Origin of the sequence: Mycolicibacterium hodleri, from assembly GCF_025822245.1 — a bacterium.
Taxonomy (GTDB): domain Bacteria; phylum Actinomycetota; class Actinomycetes; order Mycobacteriales; family Mycobacteriaceae; genus Mycobacterium; species Mycobacterium hodleri.
This window is the reverse complement of sequence record NZ_JACKTL010000026.1, coordinates 327,885-351,750: the sequence shown is the minus strand read 5'-3', so window position 1 is coordinate 351,750 and position 23,866 is coordinate 327,885. Positions and strand designations below refer to the sequence as shown.

Genomic DNA, 23,866 nt, shown 5'->3' with positions numbered 1-23,866 from the left:
TCCGGACCGGGTGGGGCAGGACCCCTGGTGACGAGCCGGCGACCGCCCCTGTGGCCGGTACGCGCAAACCGGCCGCGATATGAGTCTGCTCATACGCCGCCGCGGCTGCACGAAGATGTCCGACCGGACGTCTACGATTCCTGCGGCACACCCAAGACCGATGGAAGGGGCGAGCAGTGAGTTACACCGCCGCCGACATCACCGAGCTCGACGATGTCCAGCACACACGCCTGCGGCCGGCGGTCAACCTCGGTCTGGACGTGCTCAACACCGCGCTGCGCGAGATCGTCGACAACGCCATCGAGGAGGTCGCCGACCCGAGTCACGGCGGATCGACGGTCACCATCACCCTGCACGCCGACGGCTCGGTCAGCGTCGCCGACGACGGCCGCGGCCTGCCCGTCGACTCCGACCCGGTCAACGGCAAGAACGGCATCGTCAAGACCCTCGGTACCGCGCGGGCGGGCGGCAAGTTCGACGCCCACGCCGACGCGACCAGCACGGGTGCCGGCCTGAACGGAATCGGCGCCGCCGCTGCGGTCTTCATCTCCGCGCGCACCGACGTGACGGTGCGCCGGGCCGGCAAGACCTATCTGCAGAGCTTCGGCGGCGGCTATCCGGGCGTGTTCGAGGGCAAGGACTTCGACGCCGACGCCCCGTTCACCCGCGCCGACGCCCAGAAGTTGCGCGGCTCCGGCAATCGCCAACCCGACGCACACGGCACGACCGTCCGCATCCTGTTCGACGCGGCGGTGGTGCCGGATTCCACCGTCGACGTCAACGAGGTCCTGCTGCGGGCGCACGCGGCCGCACGGATGTCCCCCGGCGTGCACCTGCTCGTCGCCGACGAGGGTTGGCCCGGCGACGAGGTCCGGCCCGAACTGCTCGAGCCGTTCCGCGGACCGTGGGGCACCGACACCCTCCTGGACCTCATGTGCGTCGCCGCCGGCACCCCCGTGCCCGGCGTACGCGCCGTGGTCGACGGCCGCGGCGACTACACGACCGGTCGTGGACCCACCCCGTTCCGCTGGTCGCTGACCGCGGGCCCCGCCGAACCGGCCACCGTCGCCGCGTTCTGCAACACCGTGCGCACCCCCGGTGGCGGATCTCATTTGACCGCCGCGGTGAAGGGCTTGTCCGAGGCGCTGGCCGACCGCGCGTCGCGCATCCGCGACCTGGGCCTGGCCAAGGGCGAGGACGGGCCGGAGGCGCAGGACTTCGCGGCCGTGACCGCACTCGCCGTGGACACTCGCGCACCGGACGTGTCCTGGGACTCCCAAGCCAAGACCGCGGTGTCGTCGCGCTCGCTGAACGTCGCGATGGCGCCGGACGTGGCGCGCAGCGTCACCATCTGGGCCGCCAACCCCGGCAACGGCGAGGCAGTGTCGCGGTGGACCCAGCTGGCGCTGGAGGCGGCCAGGGCGCGCCGCAGCGCCGAGGGCGCCAAGGCCAGGTCCCGGGCGGCGTCGAAGGCCAAGGGCCTCGGCACGAACCTGTCGCTGCCGCCGAAGCTGCTACCCAGCCGGGAAACCGGCCGCGGCTCGGGCGCCGAGCTGTTCCTGTGCGAGGGCGATTCGGCGCTGGGCACGATCAAGGCCGCCCGCGACGCCACCTTCCAGGCGGCGTTCCCTCTGAAGGGCAAGCCGCCAAACGTCTACGGATTCACGCTGAACAAGGCGCGGATCAAGGACGAATTCGACTCGATCGAGCGCATCCTGGGCTGCGGCGTGCGCGACAACTGCGACCCGGAGTCCTGCCGGTACGACCGCATCCTGTTCGCCTCCGACGCCGACCCCGACGGCGGCAACATCAACTCCAGCCTCATCTCGATGTTCCTGGACTTCTATCGGCCGTTGGTGAAGGCCGGAATGGTCTACGTGACGTTGCCGCCGCTGTTCGTGGTCAAGGACGGGCAGGAGCGGATCTACTGCCAGGACGAGTCCGAGCGTGATGCTGCGGTGGCCCAATTGAAGGCCACCTCCAAACGCAAGGTGGAGGTCCAGCGCAACAAGGGCCTCGGCGAGATGGACGCCGACGACTTCTGGAACACCGTGCTGGATCCCGAGCGGCGCACCGTGATTCGAGTCCACCTCGACGACGGCGATCCGAAATTGCACCACACCCTGTTCGGCGGACCGCCGGAGGGCCGGCGCACGTGGATGGCCGATGTCGCCTCCCGCGTCGACACCCTTGCGCTCGACCTCAGCTAGGAGAACCCGTGACCGCCACCCTGGACGTTCCCGAGCAGAATCCGGACCTGGTGCTCGACCAGAGCGCCGACGACTACTGGAACCACTACCAGCTGACCTTCGCGCTCTACAGCGTCAGCGACCGCGCCATCCCGTCCGCGTTCGACGGGCTCAAGCCCGGCCAGCGCCGACTGCTCTATCAGATGCACGACTCCCGACTGCTGCCGGGAAACAAGCCGCAGAAGTCCTCCAAGGTCTGTTCGGCCGTCACCGGCAATCTGCACCCCCACGGCGGCGCGTCGATGTACGGGGCGGCGGCGCTGATGGCCGCCGAGTTCCAGCGTGTGAAGGTCATCGACGGACAGGGCGCTTTCCCTCGCATCCAGGGCGACATCCCCGCCGCCGATCGCTACACCGAGATGCGGTTGTCGGCACCCGGTGCGGCACTGACGGCCGAACTGAACGACCATGCGGTGCCGATGGTCCCGACGTTCGACGGGGAATGGATCGAGCCGACGGTTCTGCCCGCGCAGTGGCCGGTGCTGCTGTGCAACGGTGCCGTCGGCATCGCCGAGGGCTGGGCCACCAAGGTGCCCGCGCACAATCCGCGCGAGATCATGGCCGCTTGCCGGGCACTACTGAAGACCCCGAACATGACCGACGACAGGTTGATGAAACTCATTCCCGGCCCCGACTGGGGCTGCGGCGCCACCGTGGTGGGCACGGCCGGACTGCGGGAGTACATCACCACCGGGCGCGGGCAGCTCACGGTCCGCGGCACGGTGTCGGTCGACGGGAAGAACGTCGTCGTCACCGAGCTGCCGCCCGGTGTCGCGAGTAACACCGTGCAAGAACGCATCCGGGCGCTGGTCGAATCGGGAGAGATGTCGGGTGTCGCCGACATGTCCGACCTGACCGACCGCCGCAACGGGCTGCGCATCGTGGTCACCGCCAAACGTGGCCACAGTGCCGAGACGATCCGTGACCAGCTGCTCGCCCTGACACCGCTGGAGTCGACGTTCGCGGCGAGCCTGGTCGCGCTCGACGAGGACCGGGTGCCGCGCTGGTGGACGGTGCGTGAGCTGATCGGCGCCTTCCTGCACCTGCGCGATTCAGTGGTGTTGCGGCGCAGCGAGTATCGGCTGGACAAGGTCACCGACCGGCGCCACCTGGTGACCGGCCTGATGACCATCCACCTGGACATCGACGCCGCGGTGGCGGTGATCCGCGGTTCCGACACCGTCGACGAAGCCCGCCAGGGGCTGCAGGAGCGTTTCGGGATCGATGCCGTGCAGGCCGATTACGTTCTCGCGCTGCAACTTCGGCGTCTGACAAAACTCGACGTGATCGAGCTGCAGGCCGAGGCGGAGAAGCTGGACGCCGAGTTCGCCGAGCTGACCGAGTTGGTGGGCAACCCCGACGCGCGCCGGGTGGTGATCGACAAGGAGCTCGTCGAGACCGCCAAGCTGTTCAAGGGCCCCGAGTTCGACCGACGTACGGTGCTGGACCTCGAAGCGGTGCCGGTGACGTCCAGTTCGGACGAGGACGGTGCGCGCGAGCGAAAGACCAACGCCGCGTGGCGACTCGACGACCGGGGTGTCTTCTCCGACAGCCACGGCGAGCTGCTGACCTCGGGGCTCGGTTGGGCGGCGTGGGCCGACGGGCGAATCAAGTTCACCACCGGGGGCGGGCTGCCATACAAGATCCGCGACATCCCGGTGGCACCGGACATCACCGGGCTGGTGCGGTCCGGCGTGCTGTCGCCCGGCTCCCACCTGGCGTTGGTGACCCGTCGCGGCAAAGTGCTGCGCATCGACCCCGCCGCGGTGAATCCGCAGGGCGCGGCCGGCAACGGCGTGGCCGGGGTGAAGCTGGCCGCCGACGGCGACGAGGTGATAGCCGCGTTGCCGCTGACGTGTGAGAACGGCGAGGCCATCCTGTCGATCTCCGAAAAGGCTTGGAAAGTCACCGAAGTCGCCGACATCCCGGTGAAGGGCCGCGGCGGAGCCGGCGTCGGCTTCCACCCGTTCACCGCGGGCGAGGCGGCGCTGATGGCGGCCGCAGTCTCGGCGACCGGTTTCGTGCGCGGCACCAGGGCTGTCCGGGCCGAGAAGCGCGCCAAGGCGTCGATCAAGGGCTCGGGTGCGGACGTGACGCCGGCGGGCTGACGTGTAGGGCATCGGCGCGGTGCTCAGGACCGGTGACCGGCCCGCCACCGCTCCATCAGTTCGGTCATGGGCGCCGATGTCTGCGCGCTGGACCCGAAGTGGATCGTCACCTCGTCGGCACCCGCCTCCTCGTAGGCGCCTAGGCGAACGAGTAGTTCCGCGACGCTCTCCTGGCTGCTCGCCCGTGAGAGCATGATGCCCGCGGAGATCCGGCGCGGCGCCGCCATCCGGTCCAATTCCTCACGCTTGGTGCGGAATTCCTGCGGGGTGAGTCCGAACGCCTGCCAGCGATCGGCGACGCGCGCGGCCCGGCGGAACGCGGGGCCGGTCATACCGCCGACCATGACGGGGATCGGCGCGGACGGCCGGGGTTCGAAGACGCCGGCGGCTGACCCGAAGAAGTGGTTCTCCGCAGGCCTGTCTCCCCGATGCACCGCCTGAATCAACTCGATCGTCTCGTCAGTTCGTGCGCCCCGCTCCGCGAAGGGAACACCGACGGCGTCGAACTCGCTCGCGTCCCAGCCGACGCCGACACCGAAGACCACCCGTCCGGGCGCCAGGCGCTCCAGGGTGGAGAGCTGCTTGGCCAACAGCACCGGCTCCCGCAGCGGCACGATGATCACCGTCGTCCCCAACGTGACCCGCGTCGTCACCGCGGCCACGTGGGACAGCAGCATCAAGGCCTCGTACACGCCGCCGTAGACGTCGCCGTACTGCTCGGGCGGCAGTAGGTGGTCGGGCACCCACACCCCGGCGTATCCCAACTCCTCCGCCAGGCGCGCTTGGGCCACGATTGACTGCGGGTCGACGCCGGTCTCGTCGTTGGACAGTGCGACGCTCAATCTCATTCGGCACCAGCTTCGTTCGACTCTGCCGGGTACTGAGGACGGTTGAGCCGATGTGTTCTCATGACGCGAATGCTAGAGTCTGACATCTATGTCAAGGTCAACCCCCGCGTCCCCGACGGCCATCTCCATCGGTGAGCTGTCACGGAGGTCGGGTGCCTCTGCGCGGATGCTGCGCTACTACGAGCAACAGGGCTTGTTGGACCCCGTCCGCGCCGACAACGGGTACCGGCAGTACTGCCCGGACGCCGTGACCACGGTCGCCCAGATCCGTGGATTGCTCGACGCAGGCCTGCCCACCGACACCATTCGTCAGATCCTCCCCTGCGCGCACGGGAGCGAGCCGACGATCGACCCGTGCCCCGAGATCCTGAGCACGCTGGCCCACGAGATGAACCGGCTCGACGAGCGCATCCGCCACCTGTCCGCCAGCCGTGACACGTTGGACCGCTATCTCACCGCCACCCACGCGGCGCGGCGGGACTGAGCTCGCGCCTGCTCACAGGCTGCGGGCGAATTCGCGACGCGCCTGCAACGCCAGGTGCTCGGCGTGGAGTCGGCCGACCATCACGACCAGCGCCCCACCGACGGTGGCCCACAGCGCAGCGGAGGTGAAGATCGACCCGAGCCGGAAGTCCCAGAGCACGTCCCCGGGAAAGGTTCCGATCTCGTCGACCGACGGCATCAGTGCGCCCGCGATCGCCACGATCGCCAGGTAGCCACCGACACCGACGAGCACCGCCGCCTGACTCCCCCACGCGCCGCGCAGCCGTAAGGCCGCGCCGGTGCAGACCGCCGCCGCGCCGAGTGAGATCAGGACGAACGCGAAGTACAGCGCGGTGCGCTGGACGATGGTGTCGGGATCGCCCACGGCCGGCGGTGCGGCCGGGTACTTCAGGAACGGCACCAAGGCGACTGACACGTAACCGATTCCGGCTACCACCGCGGTGGACGTCGCCGGTGAGAGGCGGCCGACGCGACCCATCACCCCGGCTGCCACCAGGGCCAAGAGACCACCGATCGTGACGCCGACGGTCACCGTTCCGGTCAGCAGGCCCCACGTCGACTGGTCCTGCCGGCTGACGACGGCTACCTCGCCGTGGGTATGACCGGGCTCGGCGGCCTCGGCCTGGCCGTGGTGATCCGCGATGGCGGGCGCCGAGCCCGCCTCCTCGATGGCGATGGCCTTGTCCACCGAGGGCTCACCGACGACGAAGGCGACCCCGAAGGCTGCGAAGCCGGCCAGCAGACCGGCGAGCAGTCCACGGATCAAGAAGGCGCGTGCGTTCACGTCTGCTCCTGCGCGCTCTAGTGGCACGGGTAGCCGAGAAGGTGCCTGGCGTCGTGCACCCATTCGTGGATCTCGGTGCCCGAGAACATCGACAGCGCCCCCTGTTCGGTGCTGACGAAGTACAGGGCGAGGATCGCGACCAGCCCGTAGAGGACGGCCCATGGTGCGATCTTGCCCAGGGGAAGTGACGGGATCTCGACTCCCGTGGTCAGGACAGTGCTGTGCGACATGGCTTCTCGATTCGTTAGTGGTCGTGGTCGTGGTCGAGCTGATGGTCCCGTTCCCGGGGACCGACGTAGCCGTCGGCGAGCAGGCCGTGGTCGTCGACCACGCGCTGCAGCGCCGCCACCCAGTGGTCGTAGTACTCCCAGGACGCCGAGGCGTCGTCCTGCGTCTCCCACGCGCCGATGGCCTTGATCAGTTCGCCCTGAAAGTCGTCCCAGTCGTAGTGGTCGAACTCCGACAGCGCCACCGCCAGACCGAATGCGCGCCGCTGCCATTCCGCCTGGAAGGTGGGCTGATTCGTGTCGGTCACGCAGCTGTCGTGGAAGCGGACCTTGCCCGTCTCGTCGTATTCGACGTCGCTGGTGGTCATGCGTTGCTCCCCACGGTGACAGCGGGGGGTTCGACGACGGCCACACCGATCATGGCCTCGGTGGTGACGAGTTCGGCGAGCTGCTGCTCGGACCAACCGTCGGTCCCCTCGGGTCGGCTGGGGACGACGAACCATCGTGAGTGGCCGCTGGAATCCCAGATGCGGACCTCGGTGTCCTCGTCCAGGGGCACCCCGAGTTCGGTGAGGACGGCCCGTGGTTCCCGCGCCGCCCTGGCCCTGAAGACCGGATCCTTGTACCAGTAGGGCGGCAGCCCGAGCACCGGCCACGGGAAGCACGAGCACAGCGTGCAGATGACGAGGTTGTGTACTCCGGGCTCGTTGACCACCGCGGCGATGTGCTCCCCTTCCGCGCCCGCCATCCCGTCGGGGAGGTCGAGCTGTGCGATGGCCGCGGGTGCGTCGCGCGCCAGCAGCTCGGCGAACTCGGGGTCGACCCACGCCCTGGCGACGATCTTCTGACCGTTCAGCGGCGTCATCTCCGACTCGAAGTAGCCGAGCACCTTGTCGACCGTGGTGGGCGTGATGACGCCCTTCTCGATCAAGAGTGCCTCCAGCGCTTGAACCTTCGCCGCGCTCTCGCTTTCGCGATCCGGCGGATAGTCGAATCGATCGGTCATGATGTGGGTGCCTCCTCGGCGTTGGTGACGGCGGTCAGATACGGCTCGTAGAGCTCGGCGTACAACGGGCTGGGGTGACCCTCCGCCGTGGCGCCCCAGAGGTCGACGGCGTCGAAGCGGACGACGTACACCGGCACCGGGTCCCCGAGACCGTCGGCACCTGTCGAACAGAAGTACGCGTAGTTGCCCTCGGCGACGGATTCGACGACGCCCCGATGTCCCCGCAGATAGCCGGGGAGCCGGGTGTGGTCACCCGTGGGCGGATTGGCGATCAGCACGGTGTCGCCCACCGAGAACTCCGGTGTCGCGGGGCCGCGCCGCGGTGAATCACCCTCGCGCAGATAGCGAATCACCTGCTCGTCGATGGCATCGACGCCGTCGGGGAGCAGCGCGTCGGCCTGACTACGGAATTCTCCGATCGCCGAGGAGAGCTCGTCGGCGGTGAGGTAGCCCTGCTCGACACAGTAGGCGCTGATGCCGCCGAGCCACTTCTCGTAGTAGCGGTACTTGAAGTAGTCGAACGGATTCATCGCCTCGGCGCCTTTGCGAAGGTCCGCCCAGGTCCAGGTGGTCCGGAACGAGGTGCCGGCCGCGTCCAAGTCGTAGCCCGGAAGGGCTTGTCGCAGTGAGTCACTGAGACCCATCAGCGCGGTGTGGATGCCGAAGATGCGCTTCTCCCACTCTTCGACGAAGACGTTCTTCTCGAAGTCGACGGGCCCGAGCCCCTCGAGCCCTCCCAGGTTGTGTTGGAGCTTCATGCCGTGGCTTCCCTACTCTCGGTCCGGGTGGTGATCAGGTTCGCGAAGGTCTCCGACGCAATGCCGAACAGACCGCCGAGGAGCATCGCGGTCGCAACCATCAGGACGGGATTGCCCACGGAGTCGGCGTAGAGGACGTCCCTGCCGGTGACCGCGCTGGTGCCCACCGTCGACGCGAAGCCCCACACGATCGCGGGGATCGCGGCGAGCAGCGGCACGCGCGACACCGCCACCATCAGTGCGCTCCCGAGACCGACGACGACGCCGGTGAGCCACACCCCCAGCTCCGCCTGCTGGGCGACGAGGAGGCACACCGACGCGATCACGATGCCGGTCAGGTTGCTTGCCGCCGATTGAAGCAATCCCCGTGGGCCGCCGCCGAGAATGAAGAACGACGCCCAGGCGATGAACACCACCCAGACGGGCACTTGGACGACCTCGGCCGTCAGCCATACCGCGACGGCGCCGAGGACGCCGATACTGATTGTCAGAGCATTCTTTTCGGACACACGTGCTTCCTTCGACGATGGTGCGGTGTCAGCCCCGGGGACTGTCGTCAGGCACACCGAACTTGGGGTGTCGTCGACGTCGACGACGCGGGGTTGGCGGGAAAGAGCCGACTGATCGCAACGTCGCGGTAACACGAGTCCGCTAGTTTGATCCGACGCTCGCAGTGCCCGAACGATGTTGCGGTGGCTCGGATTCCGGTGGATGTCGATCGCTTCTCCCAGATCGACATTGACCTGTGCAGATGAGTCTCGGGCCTGACCGGGCAGGCGGAAAGGGCAGGACAGGACACATGGCCGACGATTCCGGACATCCCGACGGAGAAACGCCCAGGACGGTCGTCTTCGCGCTCTACGACAAGGTGACGCTGCAGGACGTCGCGGCGCCGTTGGAGATCTTCGCGCGTGCCAACGACTTTGGTGCGCACTACCGGGTCCTCCTGGTCTCACCGACCGGTGACTCCGTCGCCACCACCGCGTACGCGTCACTTCACGTCGACCTCTCCTTGGCAGAGGCGCCCGAAGAGATCGACACGTTGATCGTTCCCGGCGGGGTGCCCGCGGACTTCACCTTCACCCCGGGTGAGCACGACATTCCCGAGGAGACGACGCCGGACGCCGTCGAGCCCGCACTCGCGATGGTGCGCGCGCTCGCTCCACGGTCGCGCAGGATCGCGTCGGTATGCACCGGCGCCTTCGTGCTGGCCGCCGTCGGATTGCTGGACGATCGCCGGGCCACCACGCACTGGGCGCATTGCCAGGCCCTGGCCCGCAGGTACCCACGGGTGAAGGTCGACCCCGACTCGCTGTTCGTCCAGGATGGCCCCTTCATCACCGGCGCAGGCATCAGCGCGGGAATCGACCTGGCACTGGCCTTGGTGGAGACCGACTACGGTCCTGCCGTCGCCCGGCGCGTCGCGCGGTGGATGGTCGTCTTCCTTCAGCGACCGGGCGGACAGGCCCAGTTCAGCGTGTGGGCCCAGTCGGCGCTGCCGGTGAGCACGGGCCTGCGGGAGATCCTCGACGCCATCGTCGCCGATCCGGGCGCGGACCACTCAGTTGCGGTCCTCGCCGCGCAGGCGGCGGTCAGCGAGCGGCACCTGGCACGGATGTTCGGCGACCAGGTGGGCATGACACCCGCCAGGTTCGTCGAGCAGGCGCGCCTGGAGGCGGCCAAGGTGATGTTGGCGACCGGCGACCACAGCCAGGAAGCCATCGCCCGGCGCGCGGGCTTCGGCGGGCCGGACACCATGCGGCGCACCTTCCGTCGCAATCTCGGTGTCTCACCGGGGACCTACCGAAGCCGTTTCCGCACAACGGGTGTCGACCGAAGCGCGAGTTAGCAAGCGCTAGTCTCGCCTGGCGGTGCCAACCCGTCCGCACCGCGCGGAATCCACCGATCCGCCGCGTCGGCGTCCGAGGTGTCCGTTCCTCCTCGCTGCCTCGGGCGCACCGTTCCACCGCGCGTCAATCCTCGGTCACTCCTTCACGCCATCGGCTCGCCGAAGGACTGGGGGCGTTCTTCGGGCGCCAGCGAGAAGAGGTTCGTGTTGTCTCGCGGTCCAAAATGTGGTCCGAAACGTTCGGCCAGCGCCCCCGAGTGGATAGGGTGTCCGTCTGGGAATCCGACTGCCACCCCGAGGGCGACGTGGGATTCTCTCGACGGTCGACGAAAGGTTATCGCGTGCAACAGAACACGGCACCAGCCGCCACGTCTCACCTATCGCGATCACTCGGGCTTTGGGCCATCGTCGGCCTCGGCCTCGGCTACATGACCCCCATGACCGTCTTCGACACGTTCGGCATCGTGTCGGAGGAGACGGACGGCGTCGTTCCGCTCGCCTACATCGTCGCGCTCGTCGCCATGGTGTTCACCGCGCTCAGCTATGGACGGATGACCCGCGTCTTCCCCTCGGCGGGGTCGGCCTTCACGTATGCATCGGAGGTCATCCACCCCAACGTCGGCTTCCTCGTCGGGTGGTCCTCGTTGCTCGACTACCTGTTGTTGCCGATGGTCAACGCAGTCATCGGCCGAATCTACTTCGAGTCGTTCTTCCCCGACGCTCCGTCCTGGATCTTCGTCCTCGTCTACGTGGCGATCGTCACCGCGCTCAACTGCTGGAGCATCAAGGGCACGTCGAACATCAACGGAGTGCTCGTCGTCTTCCAAACCGTGCTCATCGGTGTGTTCGTCGTCTTGACGTACATCTCGTTGACGCGTGGCTTGGGTCAGGGCACCGCACTGACGCTGCAACCGCTGTATCACGCCGGTGTCGACATGCAGGCAGTCATCGCGGGCGCCACCGTCGTGTGCTTCTCGTTCATCGGGTTCGACGCGATCACGATGTACAGCGAAGAGGCCAAGACACCGAATACCGTCCCCAAGGCCATCGTCCTGGCCCTCCTGATCGGCGGCGCCATCTTCCTGCTTGGGGCATGGTTCGCCCAGAGCGCCTTCCCCACGCTCGACGGGTTCGAGGTCACCGACGACACCCTGCCCGAGCTCGCGCTGAAGGTAGGCGGCGACTTCTTCAAGATTCTGTTCGTCTCGGCTGCGCTGGCGGCCATGTTCGCTTCGAGCCTGTCCTCGCACGCCAGCGTCTCCCGGATGATCTACGTGATGGCTCGCAATCAGACGGGGCGCATCCCGCGTTTCCTGTCCTACATCCATCCGCGGTTTCTCACCCCGTTGCACGCCGTGCTGATCGTCGGCGCCGTGTCGTTGCTGGCATTCAGGTTCACGCTCGAATTCGTCTCGGCAATGATCAATTTCGGCGCCCTCATCGCCTTCACCGTCGTCAACCTGACCGTTCTGCTGTACTTCGCCGTGCACTTGAAGAAGCGGCGCACACCGGTGGAGATCTTCACCAACATCGTGCTGCCGATCATCGGTATGTCCCTGACGGCGGTGCTATGGCTCAACCTGCACTTCGATGCCCTTCTCTACGGCGCAATTTGGTTCGTCGTCGGCCTCGTGCTGTTGGTGTACGTCACCCGCGGGCTACGCAAGCCGCTCACGATGAGGATCGAAGAGGAGACCCTGGCCGAGGAGGGCACGCCAATCGAGCACGTCGAGCACCGCAGGGCAGGTGGACACAAGTGAAGCTCGTCGTCGGCTACCTCGCGACCGCCGGTGGGGCCGATGCAGTGTCACTCGGCGTTCGACTCGCCCGCACCCTTGGCGCCGAACTGGAACTGCGAATGGTGCTGTCGCCCGACGACGTGACCACTCCTCGCGTGACGGCCGACAGATTTCACGACGTGCTCGCCGGCCAGGGCTCGGCATGGCTCGCCGACGCGATGCGCCTGGTGCCCGAGGACGTCACGGCTGGGGCGGAAGTGGTCATCGGAGAGTCGGTCGCCCAAGCACTTGGGGACGAAGCACTCAAGCTCGGTGCCGAGGCCCTCGTGGTCGGTGGATCCGGCGGTGGCCTGGCGGGCAGCTTGGCACTTGGCTCATTCGTCGACGACCTGCTGCACTCTGCACCCGCGCCGGTCGCGGTGGCGCCGCGAGGTACCCGACACTCGGACGTACAGCGCGTCCGAAGCGTCACGTGCGCGGTCGGGGATCGCCCCGGTGCGGCCCGGTTACTCGACACCGCGGTAAAGATGAGTCGGGCCACCGGGGCACCCCTACGACTGGTCTCGCTGGTGGCACTCGACGAACACGGCGAGAAGGGCGTCGAGGCTGCTCGCGAACATGCCCACGCCACACTGGAATCCGTAAGAGCAGCACTGCCAGAGGGCGCCGCCGTCACTGCGGTCGTGGCCGACGGCGACACGGTCGAGGCGGCCGTCGAAGGACTCGATTGGGAGCCCGGAGATCTGCTGATGCTCGGGTCGAGTCGACTGGCCCCGCCTCGCCGGTTGTTCATCGGTTCGACCGCCGCCAGGATCCTGCGTGTCCTACAGGTCCCCATCGTCGTAACGCCAGGCGAGGACGCCAGCCCGTGACGTGCTCAGGCAAGATGGCGGAGTCACCGCGAGGAATTGGCCCCGCTCGCGGAGAGTTGCGCTCCGCAACACGACACTGCCCTTTGCTCCGATGACTTCGCTCTCGAGGGACCGAGTTCACCGCTTGAGTCTGCTGCGCTGCAGGTCGGCCGTAGATCGCGGCTCAGTCCCTCTGCGTCGGCGTAGTCGCGCGGAAGGGTCCCGAAACGCGCCCTAAATTCAGTCGTGAAGTGCGACTGGCTGGCGTATCCGACTGCGACGGAAACGTCTCCGACCCCCAGTCGGCGTTCGAACAGCAGTTCGCGCGCCCGCTCTAGTCGGGTCTCCTTGACGAACTGGCGTGGCGATCTGCCGGTAAGTTCGCGAAACCTTCGTGAGAACGCCGACGAACTGAGGTTCACCTGCCCGGCAAGGGTCTCGACCGTCAGTGGCTCGGACAGGTGCGTGTTGATGTAGTTCAACGCCGCCGCAACGGAATTCCCATCTTCCTGCTGGCCTGCCATCAACAGCAGTTTAGAGGACCGGTCACGTTGCAAGATGTGGTAAACCAGCTCGTGTTGATACAGCGGCGCTAACACCCGTCGGTCCGAATCCGCTGCGAGTGACCTCAAGAAGCGGAGTACCGCACCCCCGAGGTCGGCGTCGAGTTCGGACACGACCCCCTGATCCTGACCCTCCGTCGAAGACCTCGATTGGTCCGACGTGCCTCGACCACCGACCACCGCCTCCGAGAGTCTACGAACCACCGCCGGATCGATCTCCAGCACGAAGGCGAGGAACGGTTTGTCCGGCGTTGCGTCCAGGATCTGCACCTGAAAGTGCAGGTCGCTTCTCAGCAGCAGATATTGGCCTTCGTCGCATGGGTAGTGATGACCATCGGCGGTGACGGCCTTGCGGCCCTGCGCGACGATACACACCGAAAGCGATTGGATCTCATCCCATTTCGGCACCGTCGGCTCGACGTATCGGTAGATCGTCAAGCCGGGCCACAGGCCCACGTTGGCGCCGTCGCCGAACGAACGAGCTGACAGTTCTTCGGCAAGGTCGTTGGAGGGCACTCCATGCTCACAGGGGTGATCGAGCATCCCAACCTCCAGTTCCGAGTGGGCTCGTCGCTCGCCCGATCCTATATCGCACACCTCAATATCGCCTCCCTGGCCTGAGGCTGGGAGTCTGCTGGGAAGACGTCAAGCCATACGGCCCCGGCAGATTGGGCCGTGACAGACGGGCCGCAGCCTGCGCAGGAGCACACCACCTCAGATGCCGCCTATCCACGATGAAGTCGAAATGGGCACGAGTCGAGCCGAATTGGGCTAGCACACCGCCAGCGGTCGGAGTTCACTACGGAGTAGGGAATGTAGTTCACGTCCACACCATCGACCGGGGTGCAACTCCGGGCTCTTAGCGTCGTCAGGAGCTTTTCATGCCGCTAGCTCGTATCGACCTCATCGAAGGCAAGTCAGCGGAATATCGCCGGACCATCGCCGATGTCGTCTACGACAAGATGATCGAATGCCTTGGCGTGCCCGAGGATCGGTTCCAAACCATCAGCGAACACAAGGCGGAGAACTTCCTCTTCGACGCCGACTATCTCGGAATCTACCGCTCCGAGAACTGCATCTTCATCCAACTGATCTTCCTCGACGTCGCGACCCCCGAACAGAAGGGCGCGTTCTACGAAGCCGTCGTGGACGAGTTGGAGGAAAAGCTGCAGGTGCGGCCCGAGGACGTCTTCTTCAACCTCATGACGGTTCAGCCGGCCGACTTCTCCATGGGCCTGGGGGTGGCAACCTACGTCAGGGGTGTGCCCACCGACCGTCTCGACCCAAACTCCATCCCGCACTGACGAGTGGAGCTTCGGTCCCTCGTAGAGCCCACCGCGACGGACTGCCCCCTTCCGACCGATCCTGCCCACCTCTGGCAGATGAACACAACCCCCGACTGGCGCCCGTAGTCAGCCGGCGCCCTCCCCACCCCGAAAGGATGCCGTCATGGCAACCCCTGCAACGACGTTGAAGAAGGTGCTCATCACCGGAGCCGGAACCGGCTTCGGATACGAAGTCGCGATGCGACTCGCCGAGAAGGGCTTCACTGTGGTGGCCGCCGTCGAGATCTACGGCCAGGTGCAGACCCTGAAGCGACAAGCCGACGAGCGCGGGGTGACCCTTCAGGTCGAAAAGCTCGACGTCACCAACGCCGGCGACCGCCGCAAGGCCCTCGACTGGGGCATCGAAGTTCTCGTCAACAACGCCGGCGTCGGCGAAGGCGGTTCCACGGTCGACATTCCCCCAGACAACATCCGTCACCAGTTCGAGGTCAACGTCACCGGACCGCTGCTGCTGACCCAGGGCATCGCCAAGCAGATGGCCAAACGTGGATCCGGACGCATCATCTGGGTGTCCTCCCGCGAGGGGCTCAACGTCAACCCGTTCACCGGCCTTTACTCCGCCTCGAAGCACGCCGTGGAGGCCATTGCCGAGAGCATGAAGGACGAGTTGCAGGAGTTCGGCGTGGAGGTCGCGACCATGAACCCGGGACCGTTCCTGACCGGGTTCAACGACCGCATCTTCCAGACGTGGGAGAAGCTGGGAGGACGACCCGCAGCAGCGGTTGTTCGACTACTCGAAGCTGGCCTTTCCCCGGGCGCAGTTCAACCCCGAACCCGTGTACGCGACGCTGACAGCGCTGGCTGCCGGGGAGATTGACAGCTACCGCAACTTGGAGCCGAAGTCGATGCTCGAGGAGACCAAGAGCCTCGTCGAGGCGCCGTGGAGCAAGAAGACCACCGACGGTCTCGGCACCCGCAACGACGGCATCCAGAAATCGTTCGACATGACACCCGAGCAACTGCGCGACGACCAAGACCCGATCCCCGCCCCCTAACCACGACTCCCCGCCAGGCCGGCCCGAGCGCCGCGGGCCGGCTGGCAGCACCGTCCATCCCGCGGACCTCCCGGGCGAGTCATCTCGACAGAATGTACCGGGCACCTGAATCACGCTGCGTAACAAGGACGACCGTCGCCACACGCCGTGTCGCGCCGACGAAGACATCGTTGACCACCCCGATACATAGGAAGGGATCGCCGTGGCAATTCGCACCATCAGCCCCGTTACCGGAGAGGTTCTCAAGACCTTCGACGAGCTCACTGCCGAAGAACTCGAGGAGAAACTGGCGCGCGCAGCGGCCGCCGCCGAGTCCTACCGGCTGACCACTGTCGAAGAGCGCGTCGGATGGCTCGGACGGGCCGCCGACCACCTGGAGAAGGAGGCGGACTCCGTTGCTGAGCTGATCACTACCGAGATGGGCAAGACCTACCGCGCGGCGCAGGAAGAGGTCGCGAAATGCGTTCACGGGCTACGCTTCTACGCTGCCGAAGGACCCGGGTATCTGAGGGACCTGCCGGCGGACGCCACCCGCGTCGGGGCCAAGAACGCCTACGTGACGTACCAACCAATCGGCCCGGTACTCGCGGTCATGCCGTGGAACCTCCCGCTGTGGCAGGCGATGAGGTTCGCCGCGCCCGCACTCACCGCAGGCAACGTCGGGCTGCTCAAGCACGCCTCCAACGTGCCCCAGACCGCGCTGTACATGGAGCAACTGTTCCGCGACGCCGGCTTCCCCGACGACGTGTTCCAGACCCTGCTGATCTCCTCCGGCCGTGTCGAGCAGGTACTGCGCGATGATCGGGTCAGGGCCGCGACCCTGACCGGAAGTGAACCCGCAGGCAAGTCGGTGGGCACCATTGCTGGCAGCGAAATCAAGAAGGTGGTCCTCGAACTCGGCGGTTCCGACCCGTTCATCGTGATGCCCTCGACGAACCTGGATCGCGCGGCCGACGTCGCAGTGACGGCCCGCACCCTCAACAACGGCCAGTCCTGCATCAACGGGAAGCGCTTCTTCGTACACGCCGACATCTACGACGCCTTCCTGAGGTTGTTCGTCGCCAAGATGGGTGCACTCGTCGTGGGCGATCCCATGGACTCCGCCACCGACGTGGGTCCGCTGGCTACCGAATCCGGGCGCGACGACGTGGCGGGCTACGTCGAGGACGCGCTGTCCAAGGGCGCCACCGCGCTCGTCGGCGGCACGCGGCCCGAGGGACCTGGTTGGTTTTACCCGCCCACGGTCCTGACCGGGGTTACCTCGAAGATGACGATGTTCCACGAGGAGGTCTTCGGCCCTGTGGCGCAGGTGTTCTCGGTGGCATCCATCCAGGAGGCGCTAGAGGTCGCCAACGGTCACCCCTACGGTCTGGGCTCAAATCTGTGGAGTGAAGACGAGGACGAACGCGCCCTGTTCATCCGCGACGTCCAGTCCGGCATGGCCTTCATCAACGGACACACCACCAGCTATCCGGAGATCCCGTTCGGTGGCGTGAAGCGCAGCGGCTACGGGCGCGAACTGTCCGATCTCGGGATGCGCGAATTCATGAACGCCAAGACGGTGTGGATCGGCGCCGACGCCTGAGACGGCGCCGCAGGGCTGCAAGGACGATGGGCTGGTCGCGGCCACCCGCCGGATGCGCCAGTCACAGGAGATACGTTGACCAGACAAGGTTTTGAGGCTGCTCGGGAGAGTTCCGAGCAGCTGAACGCCGTCATCGCCGAGGTCGACGATGCCCAGTGGGAGGCGCCGTCGGCGTGCGCTGGCTGGCGCGTCATCGACGTCATTGCCCACCTCGCGGCGCTCGCCCACGAAGCCGTCGAACCGCCGCCACCGGACCCGACGGCGCCGAGCAACCGCGAGCGGTACCACGATCTGCGAGTCGATCAGCGGCGCGGGCTCAGCCATGCCGAGGTCATCGACGAGTGGAAACACTACGGTCCGCGACAACTCGATCTGCTGGAGATGGCACAACAACCTCCGAGCGCCGACACACCGGTCGAGGTGCCCGGCCTCGGCACATACCCCCGGCACCTGCTGGCGAACACGATGGCCTTCAACGTCTTCTGCCATCTGCGAAACGACATGCTCGCGCCCGACGGGCCCCTCTCGATCCCCGTGCCCCCTCCGACCGATCGTCTCGTGGCACCTGCCGTCGAGTTCATGCTCGCCGGTGTGCCGCAGATGCAGGGACCCGAACTCACCGCCACCGTCACGGCGCCACTGGTCCTCGAACTCACCGGGCCCGGCGCGACCACCGTCACCGTGCGACCGGCGAAGGGGCCGCACACCCGCCTGACGATCGAGGCCGGTGCGAGCGGTACTACCCGGATCCGCAGTGCGGCAACCGACTTCGTCGCCTGGGGCACGAAGCGCAAACCCTGGCGGAACTTCTGTCAGCTCACCGGCGATCAGGCCGCCGCCGTCGGGTTCCTCGATTGTCTCGACATCATCTGATGCCACAGTCACCAACGCGACCCCATGAGATAGGAGAATGAGATGAGCGAGCAACCTCGTGTCGGTATGGAAGTCCTGCTCGACAGAGCATTGAACAAAGGAACCGGTTTCTCCGCAGAGGAGCGGTCCGACCTCCACCTCGAAGGCTTGTTGCCTGCGGCCGTCGACACGCTGGACGTGCAAGTCGAACGCGCGCTGCACCATCTCGCGGCCAAGCCGAGCGACCTGGAGCAGTACATCTATCTCGAAGAGCTGTGCGACCGCAACTCGACGCTGTTCTATGCGCTGCTGATGAGTGACCCCGCACGCTTCATCCCGATCGTCTACGACCCCACCATCGCCGACGCCTGCCTCACCTATGGCCACATCTATCGCGGGCCCCAAGGGATGTATCTGACCAAGAAGATGAAGGGACGGATCGCCGAGGTACTGGCCAACTGGCCAACGCGGGACATCCGATTCATCTGCGTCACCTCCGGCGGGCGCATCCTGGGTCTCGGCGACATCGGGGCCAACGGCGCCCCCATCCCGATCGGCAAGCTTCAGCTGTACACGGCGTGCGCCGCGGTGCCCCCAGAATGCCTGTTGCCCATACACTTCGACATCGGGACCACCAACGCCGCGCTGCGCGCCGATCCGCTATACACCGGGCTGCGCGAGACACCCCCCTCCGATGACGACCTCGACGCGCTGCTCGACGAGTTCATGGAGGCCGTCAACGAGGTATTCCCGGGCGTGTGCGTACATTTCGAAGATTGGAAGGGCACCGACGCGATCCGGCTGCTCGCACGCTACCAAGACGAATACCTCGTCTACAACGACGACATCCAGGGCACGGCGAGCGTCACCATCGCCGGACTCACGACCGCGCTTCAAATCAAGAACGAGAAGCTGGCAGACCAGAAGGTTCTCTTCGCCGGTGCAGGATCGGCAGCAATTGGCATCGCCAACATGATCGTGGAGGCGATGATCGACGAGGGATCATCACGAGACGATGCCCGCGGACGCATCGCAATGTACGACGTCGACGGGTTCCTCGACGCCACACGTGGTGACCTAAGCCCGTCCCAAAAGGTCTATGCCAAGGACCTGCCCGCGACGCAGAGCCTGGCCGAGGCGGTGACGTCGTTTCAACCGACGGTGCTCATCGGCGTGAGTACGACCCCGGGCTTGTTCACCGAGGAGGTGATCAAGGGAGTCGCCGCGAACACCGACCGACCGATCATCTTTCCGCTGTCCAATCCCACCGACAAGGCGGAGTGCACCGCGCAGCAGGCCTATGAGTGGACCGACGGCAAGGCGCTCTTCGCAGCCGGCGTGCAGTTCCCCGACGTCACCTTCAACGGCAAGACCTTCCACCCGGGGCAAGCCAACAACTTCTACGTCTTTCCGGCGTTTGGCCTGGCCATCTACGCGACCAAGCCGACGCGCATCGACGACGACATGTGGATTGCCGGAGCACGCGGCTCGGCAGACCAAATCGACCAGGCATCTCGCGATGAAGGGATGCTGTACCCCAACCAAAATGAGATCCTCGAGGTCGAGATCACCACGGCCACCCGCATCGCCGAGCACATCTTCGACCGCGGCCTCGCGACCGTCGACCGACCCGATGACATCCGCGCCTGGATCAAGAGCCTGACCTACACCCCCACCTACTGACGCCCGCCCCGGCCCCGGCGACCCTGCCCAAGAACCACATCCCCAATGCCAGGAGGATCAGATGGCTGACAGCGAGAACCAGACGACTGCCAAGCACGAGACGATCAAGGACGTGCCGATTGGCATCGACGCGACCGGTCAGCGCAAGGAATTCGACTCCATGGGCGACGTCGACGTACCCGCCGACCGGTATTGGGGCGCGCAAACACAGCGCTCGCTGCAGCACTTCTCGATCGGCGACGACCACATGCCCAAGGCGGTCTATCACGCGTACGGCTACGTCAAGAAGGCGGCCGCGCTCGTCAATGCCAAGGCGGAGCGACTCGAGCAGTGGCGTGCCGATGCGATCGTCAAGGCCGCTGACGAGGTGATCGCCGGCAAGCTCGACGACCACTTCCCGCTCTACGTCTGGCAGACGGGGTCCGGGACGCAGTCGAACATGAACCTCAACGAGGTCATCTCCAATCGTGCCATTCAGCTGCTGGGCGGGACGGTGGGCACGCAGACCCCGGTCCATCCCAACGACCACGTCAACATGGGCCAGTCGTCCAACGACAGCTTTCCCACCGCCATGCACATCGCCACGGTGTTGGCACTCACCGAGCACATGCTGCCCGCGCTGGACCGCTTCGCCACCGCGATCGAGGCCAAGGCGAACCAGTGGATGGGCGTGGTCAAGACCGGCCGCACCCATCTGCAGGACGCAGTGCCGCTCACGGTCGGCCAGGAGTGGTCGGGTTACGCCGCCCAGGTGCGCGACGCCATGGAGAACGTACGCCGGTCACTGGACGGGCTCTACCGACTGGCGTGCGGCGGCACCGCGGTGGGCACCGGACTCAATGCGCCCCAGGGCTTCTCGGCCGACATCGCCAAGACGATCGCCGAACTCACCGACAAGCCGTTCAGCACGGCACCGAACAAGTTCGCGGCGCAAGGCTCGCTCGACGCCATGGTCGCGGCGATGGCGGCCGTGCGCGGCGTCGCGGTCGCGCTCATGAAGGTCGCCAACGACATGCGCTGGCTAGCCTCGGGTCCGCGCTGCGGGCTGGGCGAACTGCTGCTCCCGCAGAACGAGCCCGGCAGCTCGATCATGCCGGGCAAGGTCAACCCGACCCAGTGCGAGGCGATGGTGATGGTCTGCATCCAGGTGATCGGCGAGGACAACGCCGTCGGGTTCGCCGGCAGCCAAGGCAATTCGAGCTGAACGCCATGCGCCCCATCATCATCAACAATGCGCTTCACTCGATTCGCATCATCGGAGACATGTGCGACAAGATGCGCACCTACTCCATCGAGGGAACCGAGCTCAACCACGCGCGCATCGACGCAACGGTCGGCGAATCGCTGATGCTCGTCACCGCGCTCACGCCCGTTATCGGCTACAACGGCGCCGCGAAGATCGCCGAGGCGGCCAACGCCAACGGTACGACGCTCAAAGAGGCAGCGCTGAAATCAGGTGACGTCGACGAGAAGACCTTCGACGACGTGGTCGACCCTCGAAAGCTAGTCGGAGAGGGAGTGCAGGGGGCGTAGACCACGTCTGACCAATTCCCGCACCACCGTTAGAAGGATGCCAAAGGCGGAACTGCACGTGCATCCCGGCGTCGGCAACCGCTTCACCGCCAGTTTTGCGGAGCCACGCGAGATCCGCTCCTGGTTGCAGCGTCGTGACTGCAGGCCATCGAGGCGATCTCGATCGCCTTGCCGCACAGTGCGTTTACCGACGTGGCTCCATCGTGCCCACGGCGTGCGGTGCGCACTGAGCCATGCTGAACGCCTGCCCTCTCCCGCGCCGTCGAGCGGATCGTGAGCCGCGTGGCCTAGTCGGTTCCCGTCGTGGCGAACGAGGCGATGTGGTCGATGGTGGTGTTCAGTGCGACTCGTAGAGGTTCGGCGTCGCGCAAGGCCTTCGACAACAGGAGACCGCCCTGCAGGGCAGCCAGCAGCGCCATCGCGAGTTCGTCGACGTCCGCGTCGTCGACGAGCGAACCGCGGGCCTTCATCGCGAACAGGCCGTCACGGATGACGCCCTGCCACCGTCGGTAGCCGACGACGACGTCGACTCGAGCGGCCTCGTCGCGATCGGCGAGCTCGCTTGCCAACGAGCCCAACGGGCAGCCGCCCCGAAAGTCGTTGGCCCGCGCCGATTCCACGATGGCCTCGGCCCAGCTGCGCAACGCGCCGATGTCGTCGAGGCGCGCGAGCAAGGGTTGGTGAAACCCGACGAGCGTGTCGCTCCAATGCCCGATGACGGCGCAGGCGAGGGAGTCCTTGCCGTCGAAGTAGTGGTAGATCTGCGACGCGCTGACCTCAGCGGCGGCCTGGAGGTCTTCGGTACTGGTGCCAGCCACACCTTGCTGATACATCAGGCCCGCGGCGGCGGCCACGATGCGGTCGCGAGTCACCTGGCCCTTGCGCGTGATCATCCTCCGATGGTAACCGGCTCTGGTATTGGCATTCCACATTCACCGGATATTTGTGGAGTGATCAGTCCATAATTTAAGAGCCCTCCACCGACGACGCTGGCCCGCCATCGCGAAACGGGCAAACGCGCGAGGGTCATTACCGCAGCTAGATTGCCCGCATCGTGGCGCGCCCAGATGCGGTTTCAGGCGACTGCACCGCGCGTTCGATCGTCGTTCCAAGGAGTAATTTCTGGAGTTGACATTCCAATCCGACCGGTAGATGGTTGTGGAGTGATCAGTCCAAACGGTTGCGACCTCGTCATCAACAGCTAGCCGCGAACGCCAATCGAGAAGGAACGACCGATGAGATTCAGTGGCAAGGACGTCCTCGTCACCGCCGCCGCCTCCGCGTTCTCGAAGCCACCGCTGGCGGCCCGACCTGCATCTCATTCCGGGCCCACGCCCACCCTCACAACCGCACCCCACGATTAGGAGACTCCAATGAGCAAGAACCCCTCCCCCAACGGCCGTTTGCGGGGCCAGACCGTCCTGGTCACCGGCACCACCAAGGGCGGCATCGGGTACGAGACCGCCCGCCTTCTCGGTGACGAAGGAGCCACCGTCCTGACCCACGCCCGCACCCCGGAAGCGGCACGCGCCAACGTCGAAGGCCTCGTCGTCGACGGCAACGGAGCGGGCACGTTCCTCCCACTCGCCGCCGATCTCAGCTCGATCGCCGGCGCGCGAGCGCTCGCCGAGGCCGCCCGCGCCGCAGCCCCCCAAGGCATCCACGGTCTGGTCAACAACGCCGGCGCCGGGTTCAACGAACGGCGGCTGTCCCCAGACGGCATCGAGATGACCATGGCCATCAACCACGTCGCGGTCGCCGCCCTCACCGACGCACTCCTGGACCTGCTGCACGCGGGTGCGGACTCGTTGGGAAGACCGTCTCGGGTAGTCAGCATGACCGCGTTGATCGAGGGGCGCGGGAACGTCGAAACCGATTGGTCCTTCCCGGGCAAGTACTCCCAGACCCAGGCCTACTTCAACGCCAAGTTGGCCAACCTGCTCTGGGTCTATGCCATGGCCCGCCGACTCGACGGACGCGGGATCACCGTCAACGCGGTCAGCCCCGGCAGCGTGAACAGCGGCTTCGGCGCCAAGGCCGGCGGAATCTTCGGGCTGATGATGAAGCTGGGCTCACCGTTCTACGGCCACGCCAGCAAGGGCTCTGCCGGGGTGATCCGGATCATGACCGACCCCGACCTGGCCACCGTCACCGGCGGCTACCACACGCCCTCCAAGCAGAAGAAGTCCTCCGCGAAGTCCCGCACCGAGCACCTGCAGGAGCAGGTCTACCTGCAGACCGAACGCACTTTGCGTGCCCACCGCGACAACCACCAGGAGCGCCGGTGACGACCGCGATCATTGCGCGTCACAACGTGTCCAGTAGCCGGTCAACGCCGCGGTTTCCTCAGAACGGCCCCAGCGTCCGAGCGGGGTGATGGACGCAC

Annotated in this window: 24 protein-coding genes; 15 read left to right on the top strand and 9 right to left on the bottom strand. The window is 66.3% G+C overall.

The features are described 5' to 3' along the window. The first annotated feature begins 176 nt into the window (after positions 1 to 176). Together H7J06_RS09885 and H7J06_RS09880 are read left to right on the top strand one after the other, a co-directional pair. Positions 177 to 2,210, top strand: coding sequence for a toprim domain-containing protein (locus H7J06_RS09885; protein WP_264038576.1), 2,034 nt, complete (start codon positions 177 to 179; stop codon positions 2,208 to 2,210). Between the two features lie 8 nt (positions 2,211 to 2,218). Then, on the top strand, positions 2,219 to 4,357 hold the full coding sequence (locus H7J06_RS09880) for a DNA gyrase subunit A (protein WP_264038575.1): 2,139 nt from the start codon (positions 2,219 to 2,221) through the stop codon (positions 4,355 to 4,357). Between the two features lie 23 nt (positions 4,358 to 4,380). Here the strand turns inward: H7J06_RS09880 and H7J06_RS09875 are convergent, their stop codons facing one another. Continuing rightward, positions 4,381 to 5,205 carry a TIGR03619 family F420-dependent LLM class oxidoreductase gene (locus H7J06_RS09875; protein ID WP_264038574.1) on the bottom strand — a complete coding sequence of 275 codons (825 nt, stop codon included), beginning with the start codon at positions 5,203 to 5,205 and terminating at the stop codon, positions 4,381 to 4,383. Between the two features lie 88 nt (positions 5,206 to 5,293). Between H7J06_RS09875 and H7J06_RS09870 the strand changes: the two genes are divergently transcribed. Beyond that, positions 5,294 to 5,689: a MerR family transcriptional regulator gene (locus tag H7J06_RS09870; RefSeq protein WP_264038573.1), complete on the top strand. Its 396-nt coding sequence runs from the start codon at positions 5,294 to 5,296 to the stop codon at positions 5,687 to 5,689. Positions 5,690 to 5,701: 12 nt separating this feature from the next. On the opposite strand, the gene H7J06_RS09865 is transcribed toward H7J06_RS09870, so the two are convergent. From H7J06_RS09865 to H7J06_RS09840, 6 genes are read right to left on the bottom strand one after another with little or no spacing between them, the layout of a single operon-like run. Further along, positions 5,702 to 6,493, bottom strand: a complete 792-nt coding sequence (locus H7J06_RS09865) for a CbtA family protein (protein WP_264038571.1) — start codon at positions 6,491 to 6,493, stop codon at positions 5,702 to 5,704. A gap of 17 nt (positions 6,494 to 6,510) precedes the next feature. After that, positions 6,511 to 6,723 carry a CbtB domain-containing protein gene (locus H7J06_RS09860; RefSeq protein ID WP_264038570.1) on the bottom strand — a complete coding sequence of 71 codons (213 nt, stop codon included), beginning with the start codon at positions 6,721 to 6,723 and terminating at the stop codon, positions 6,511 to 6,513. Between the two features lie 14 nt (positions 6,724 to 6,737). After that, entirely contained in the window at positions 6,738 to 7,088 is a 351-nt protein-coding gene (locus H7J06_RS09855) for a nitrile hydratase accessory protein (RefSeq protein WP_264038569.1), read from the bottom strand. Further along, the gene (gene nthA / locus H7J06_RS09850) at positions 7,085 to 7,726 is read right to left on the bottom strand and encodes a nitrile hydratase subunit alpha (RefSeq protein ID WP_264038568.1); all 642 of its coding nucleotides are present in this window, start codon (positions 7,724 to 7,726) and stop codon (positions 7,085 to 7,087) included. The genes H7J06_RS09855 and nthA overlap by 4 nt, the downstream gene beginning before the upstream one ends. After that, positions 7,723 to 8,484, bottom strand: coding sequence for a nitrile hydratase subunit beta (nthB, locus tag H7J06_RS09845; protein WP_264038567.1), 762 nt, complete (start codon positions 8,482 to 8,484; stop codon positions 7,723 to 7,725). The genes nthA and nthB overlap by 4 nt, the downstream gene beginning before the upstream one ends. Then, positions 8,481 to 8,993, bottom strand: a complete 513-nt coding sequence (locus tag H7J06_RS09840; protein ID WP_264038566.1) for a DUF1097 domain-containing protein — start codon at positions 8,991 to 8,993, stop codon at positions 8,481 to 8,483. The genes nthB and H7J06_RS09840 overlap by 4 nt, the downstream gene beginning before the upstream one ends. Before the next feature lie 290 nt (positions 8,994 to 9,283). Here H7J06_RS09840 and H7J06_RS09835 point away from each other — a divergent pair, with 290 nt between their 5' ends. From H7J06_RS09835 to H7J06_RS09825, 3 genes are all read left to right on the top strand, one after another. Then, positions 9,284 to 10,333 (top strand): GlxA family transcriptional regulator, encoded by a 1,050-nt coding sequence (locus tag H7J06_RS09835; protein WP_264038565.1) that lies wholly within the window; start codon positions 9,284 to 9,286, stop codon positions 10,331 to 10,333. Between the two features lie 224 nt (positions 10,334 to 10,557). Next, a complete protein-coding gene (locus H7J06_RS09830) occupies positions 10,558 to 12,093 on the top strand; it encodes an APC family permease (RefSeq protein ID WP_264038563.1) in 1,536 nt (511 codons plus the stop codon). Next, the gene (locus H7J06_RS09825; protein WP_264038562.1) at positions 12,090 to 12,944 is read left to right on the top strand and encodes a universal stress protein; all 855 of its coding nucleotides are present in this window, start codon (positions 12,090 to 12,092) and stop codon (positions 12,942 to 12,944) included. Before H7J06_RS09830 ends, H7J06_RS09825 begins: the two co-directional genes overlap by 4 nt. A gap of 23 nt (positions 12,945 to 12,967) precedes the next feature. On the opposite strand, the gene H7J06_RS09820 is transcribed toward H7J06_RS09825, so the two are convergent. Further along, positions 12,968 to 14,029 carry an AraC family transcriptional regulator gene (locus H7J06_RS09820; RefSeq protein ID WP_264038561.1) on the bottom strand — a complete coding sequence of 354 codons (1,062 nt, stop codon included), beginning with the start codon at positions 14,027 to 14,029 and terminating at the stop codon, positions 12,968 to 12,970. A gap of 338 nt (positions 14,030 to 14,367) precedes the next feature. Between H7J06_RS09820 and H7J06_RS09815 the strand changes: the two genes are divergently transcribed. The 8 genes from H7J06_RS09815 to H7J06_RS09780 all read left to right on the top strand — a co-directional run bounded on the left by H7J06_RS09815 (position 14,368) and on the right by H7J06_RS09780 (position 21,480). Beyond that, the gene (locus H7J06_RS09815; RefSeq protein WP_264038560.1) at positions 14,368 to 14,790 is read left to right on the top strand and encodes a tautomerase family protein; all 423 of its coding nucleotides are present in this window, start codon (positions 14,368 to 14,370) and stop codon (positions 14,788 to 14,790) included. Positions 14,791 to 14,935: 145 nt separating this feature from the next. Beyond that, positions 14,936 to 15,649: an SDR family oxidoreductase gene (locus H7J06_RS09810; protein ID WP_264038559.1), complete on the top strand. Its 714-nt coding sequence runs from the start codon at positions 14,936 to 14,938 to the stop codon at positions 15,647 to 15,649. Positions 15,650 to 15,677: 28 nt separating this feature from the next. Continuing rightward, positions 15,678 to 15,827 (top strand): hypothetical protein, encoded by a 150-nt coding sequence (locus H7J06_RS09805; protein WP_264038558.1) that lies wholly within the window; start codon positions 15,678 to 15,680, stop codon positions 15,825 to 15,827. Between the two features lie 202 nt (positions 15,828 to 16,029). Then, positions 16,030 to 17,412: an NADP-dependent succinic semialdehyde dehydrogenase gene (locus tag H7J06_RS09800; protein ID WP_264038557.1), complete on the top strand. Its 1,383-nt coding sequence runs from the start codon at positions 16,030 to 16,032 to the stop codon at positions 17,410 to 17,412. Positions 17,413 to 17,487: 75 nt separating this feature from the next. Further along, positions 17,488 to 18,285, top strand: a complete 798-nt coding sequence (locus tag H7J06_RS09795; RefSeq protein ID WP_264038556.1) for a maleylpyruvate isomerase N-terminal domain-containing protein — start codon at positions 17,488 to 17,490, stop codon at positions 18,283 to 18,285. A 42-nt stretch (positions 18,286 to 18,327) separates the two neighbouring features. Continuing rightward, the gene (locus tag H7J06_RS09790; protein ID WP_264038554.1) at positions 18,328 to 19,947 is read left to right on the top strand and encodes an NAD-dependent malic enzyme; all 1,620 of its coding nucleotides are present in this window, start codon (positions 18,328 to 18,330) and stop codon (positions 19,945 to 19,947) included. A 61-nt stretch (positions 19,948 to 20,008) separates the two neighbouring features. Further along, the gene (locus H7J06_RS09785; RefSeq protein ID WP_264038553.1) at positions 20,009 to 21,151 is read left to right on the top strand and encodes a class II fumarate hydratase; all 1,143 of its coding nucleotides are present in this window, start codon (positions 20,009 to 20,011) and stop codon (positions 21,149 to 21,151) included. A 5-nt stretch (positions 21,152 to 21,156) separates the two neighbouring features. Further along, entirely contained in the window at positions 21,157 to 21,480 is a 324-nt protein-coding gene (locus H7J06_RS09780) for a lyase family protein (protein ID WP_264038552.1), read from the top strand. A gap of 287 nt (positions 21,481 to 21,767) precedes the next feature. Here H7J06_RS09780 and H7J06_RS09775 read toward each other — a convergent pair whose 3' ends face one another. After that, complete coding sequence (locus tag H7J06_RS09775; protein ID WP_264038551.1) at positions 21,768 to 22,373, bottom strand: TetR/AcrR family transcriptional regulator; 606 nt, start codon at positions 22,371 to 22,373, stop codon at positions 21,768 to 21,770. 480 nt (positions 22,374 to 22,853) lie between these two features. Here H7J06_RS09775 and H7J06_RS09770 point away from each other — a divergent pair, with 480 nt between their 5' ends. Next, entirely contained in the window at positions 22,854 to 23,768 is a 915-nt protein-coding gene (locus tag H7J06_RS09770) for an SDR family NAD(P)-dependent oxidoreductase (protein WP_264038550.1), read from the top strand. Positions 23,769 to 23,866 lie beyond the last annotated feature (98 nt).

Coding starts and splice junctions, on each gene's coding strand:
- H7J06_RS09860 (WP_264038570.1), bottom strand. CDS start 6,723: ATGTCGCACAGCACTGTCCTGACCACGGGAGTCGAGATCCCGTCACTT.
- H7J06_RS09820 (WP_264038561.1), bottom strand. CDS start 14,029: ATGCTCGATCACCCCTGTGAGCATGGAGTGCCCTCCAACGACCTTGCC.
- H7J06_RS09790 (WP_264038554.1), top strand. CDS start 18,328: ATGAGCGAGCAACCTCGTGTCGGTATGGAAGTCCTGCTCGACAGAGCA.
- H7J06_RS09855 (WP_264038569.1), bottom strand. CDS start 7,088: ATGACCACCAGCGACGTCGAATACGACGAGACGGGCAAGGTCCGCTTC.
- H7J06_RS09780 (WP_264038552.1), top strand. CDS start 21,157: ATGCGCCCCATCATCATCAACAATGCGCTTCACTCGATTCGCATCATC.
- H7J06_RS09805 (WP_264038558.1), top strand. CDS start 15,678: ATGCTCGAGGAGACCAAGAGCCTCGTCGAGGCGCCGTGGAGCAAGAAG.
- H7J06_RS09775 (WP_264038551.1), bottom strand. CDS start 22,373: ATGATCACGCGCAAGGGCCAGGTGACTCGCGACCGCATCGTGGCCGCC.
- nthB (WP_264038567.1), bottom strand. CDS start 8,484: ATGAAGCTCCAACACAACCTGGGAGGGCTCGAGGGGCTCGGGCCCGTC.
- H7J06_RS09835 (WP_264038565.1), top strand. CDS start 9,284: ATGGCCGACGATTCCGGACATCCCGACGGAGAAACGCCCAGGACGGTC.
- H7J06_RS09770 (WP_264038550.1), top strand. CDS start 22,854: ATGAGCAAGAACCCCTCCCCCAACGGCCGTTTGCGGGGCCAGACCGTC.
- H7J06_RS09785 (WP_264038553.1), top strand. CDS start 20,009: ATGGCTGACAGCGAGAACCAGACGACTGCCAAGCACGAGACGATCAAG.
- H7J06_RS09870 (WP_264038573.1), top strand. CDS start 5,294: ATGTCAAGGTCAACCCCCGCGTCCCCGACGGCCATCTCCATCGGTGAG.
- H7J06_RS09810 (WP_264038559.1), top strand. CDS start 14,936: ATGGCAACCCCTGCAACGACGTTGAAGAAGGTGCTCATCACCGGAGCC.
- H7J06_RS09875 (WP_264038574.1), bottom strand. CDS start 5,205: ATGAGATTGAGCGTCGCACTGTCCAACGACGAGACCGGCGTCGACCCG.
- H7J06_RS09815 (WP_264038560.1), top strand. CDS start 14,368: ATGCCGCTAGCTCGTATCGACCTCATCGAAGGCAAGTCAGCGGAATAT.
- nthA (WP_264038568.1), bottom strand. CDS start 7,726: ATGACCGATCGATTCGACTATCCGCCGGATCGCGAAAGCGAGAGCGCG.
- H7J06_RS09830 (WP_264038563.1), top strand. CDS start 10,558: ATGTGGTCCGAAACGTTCGGCCAGCGCCCCCGAGTGGATAGGGTGTCC.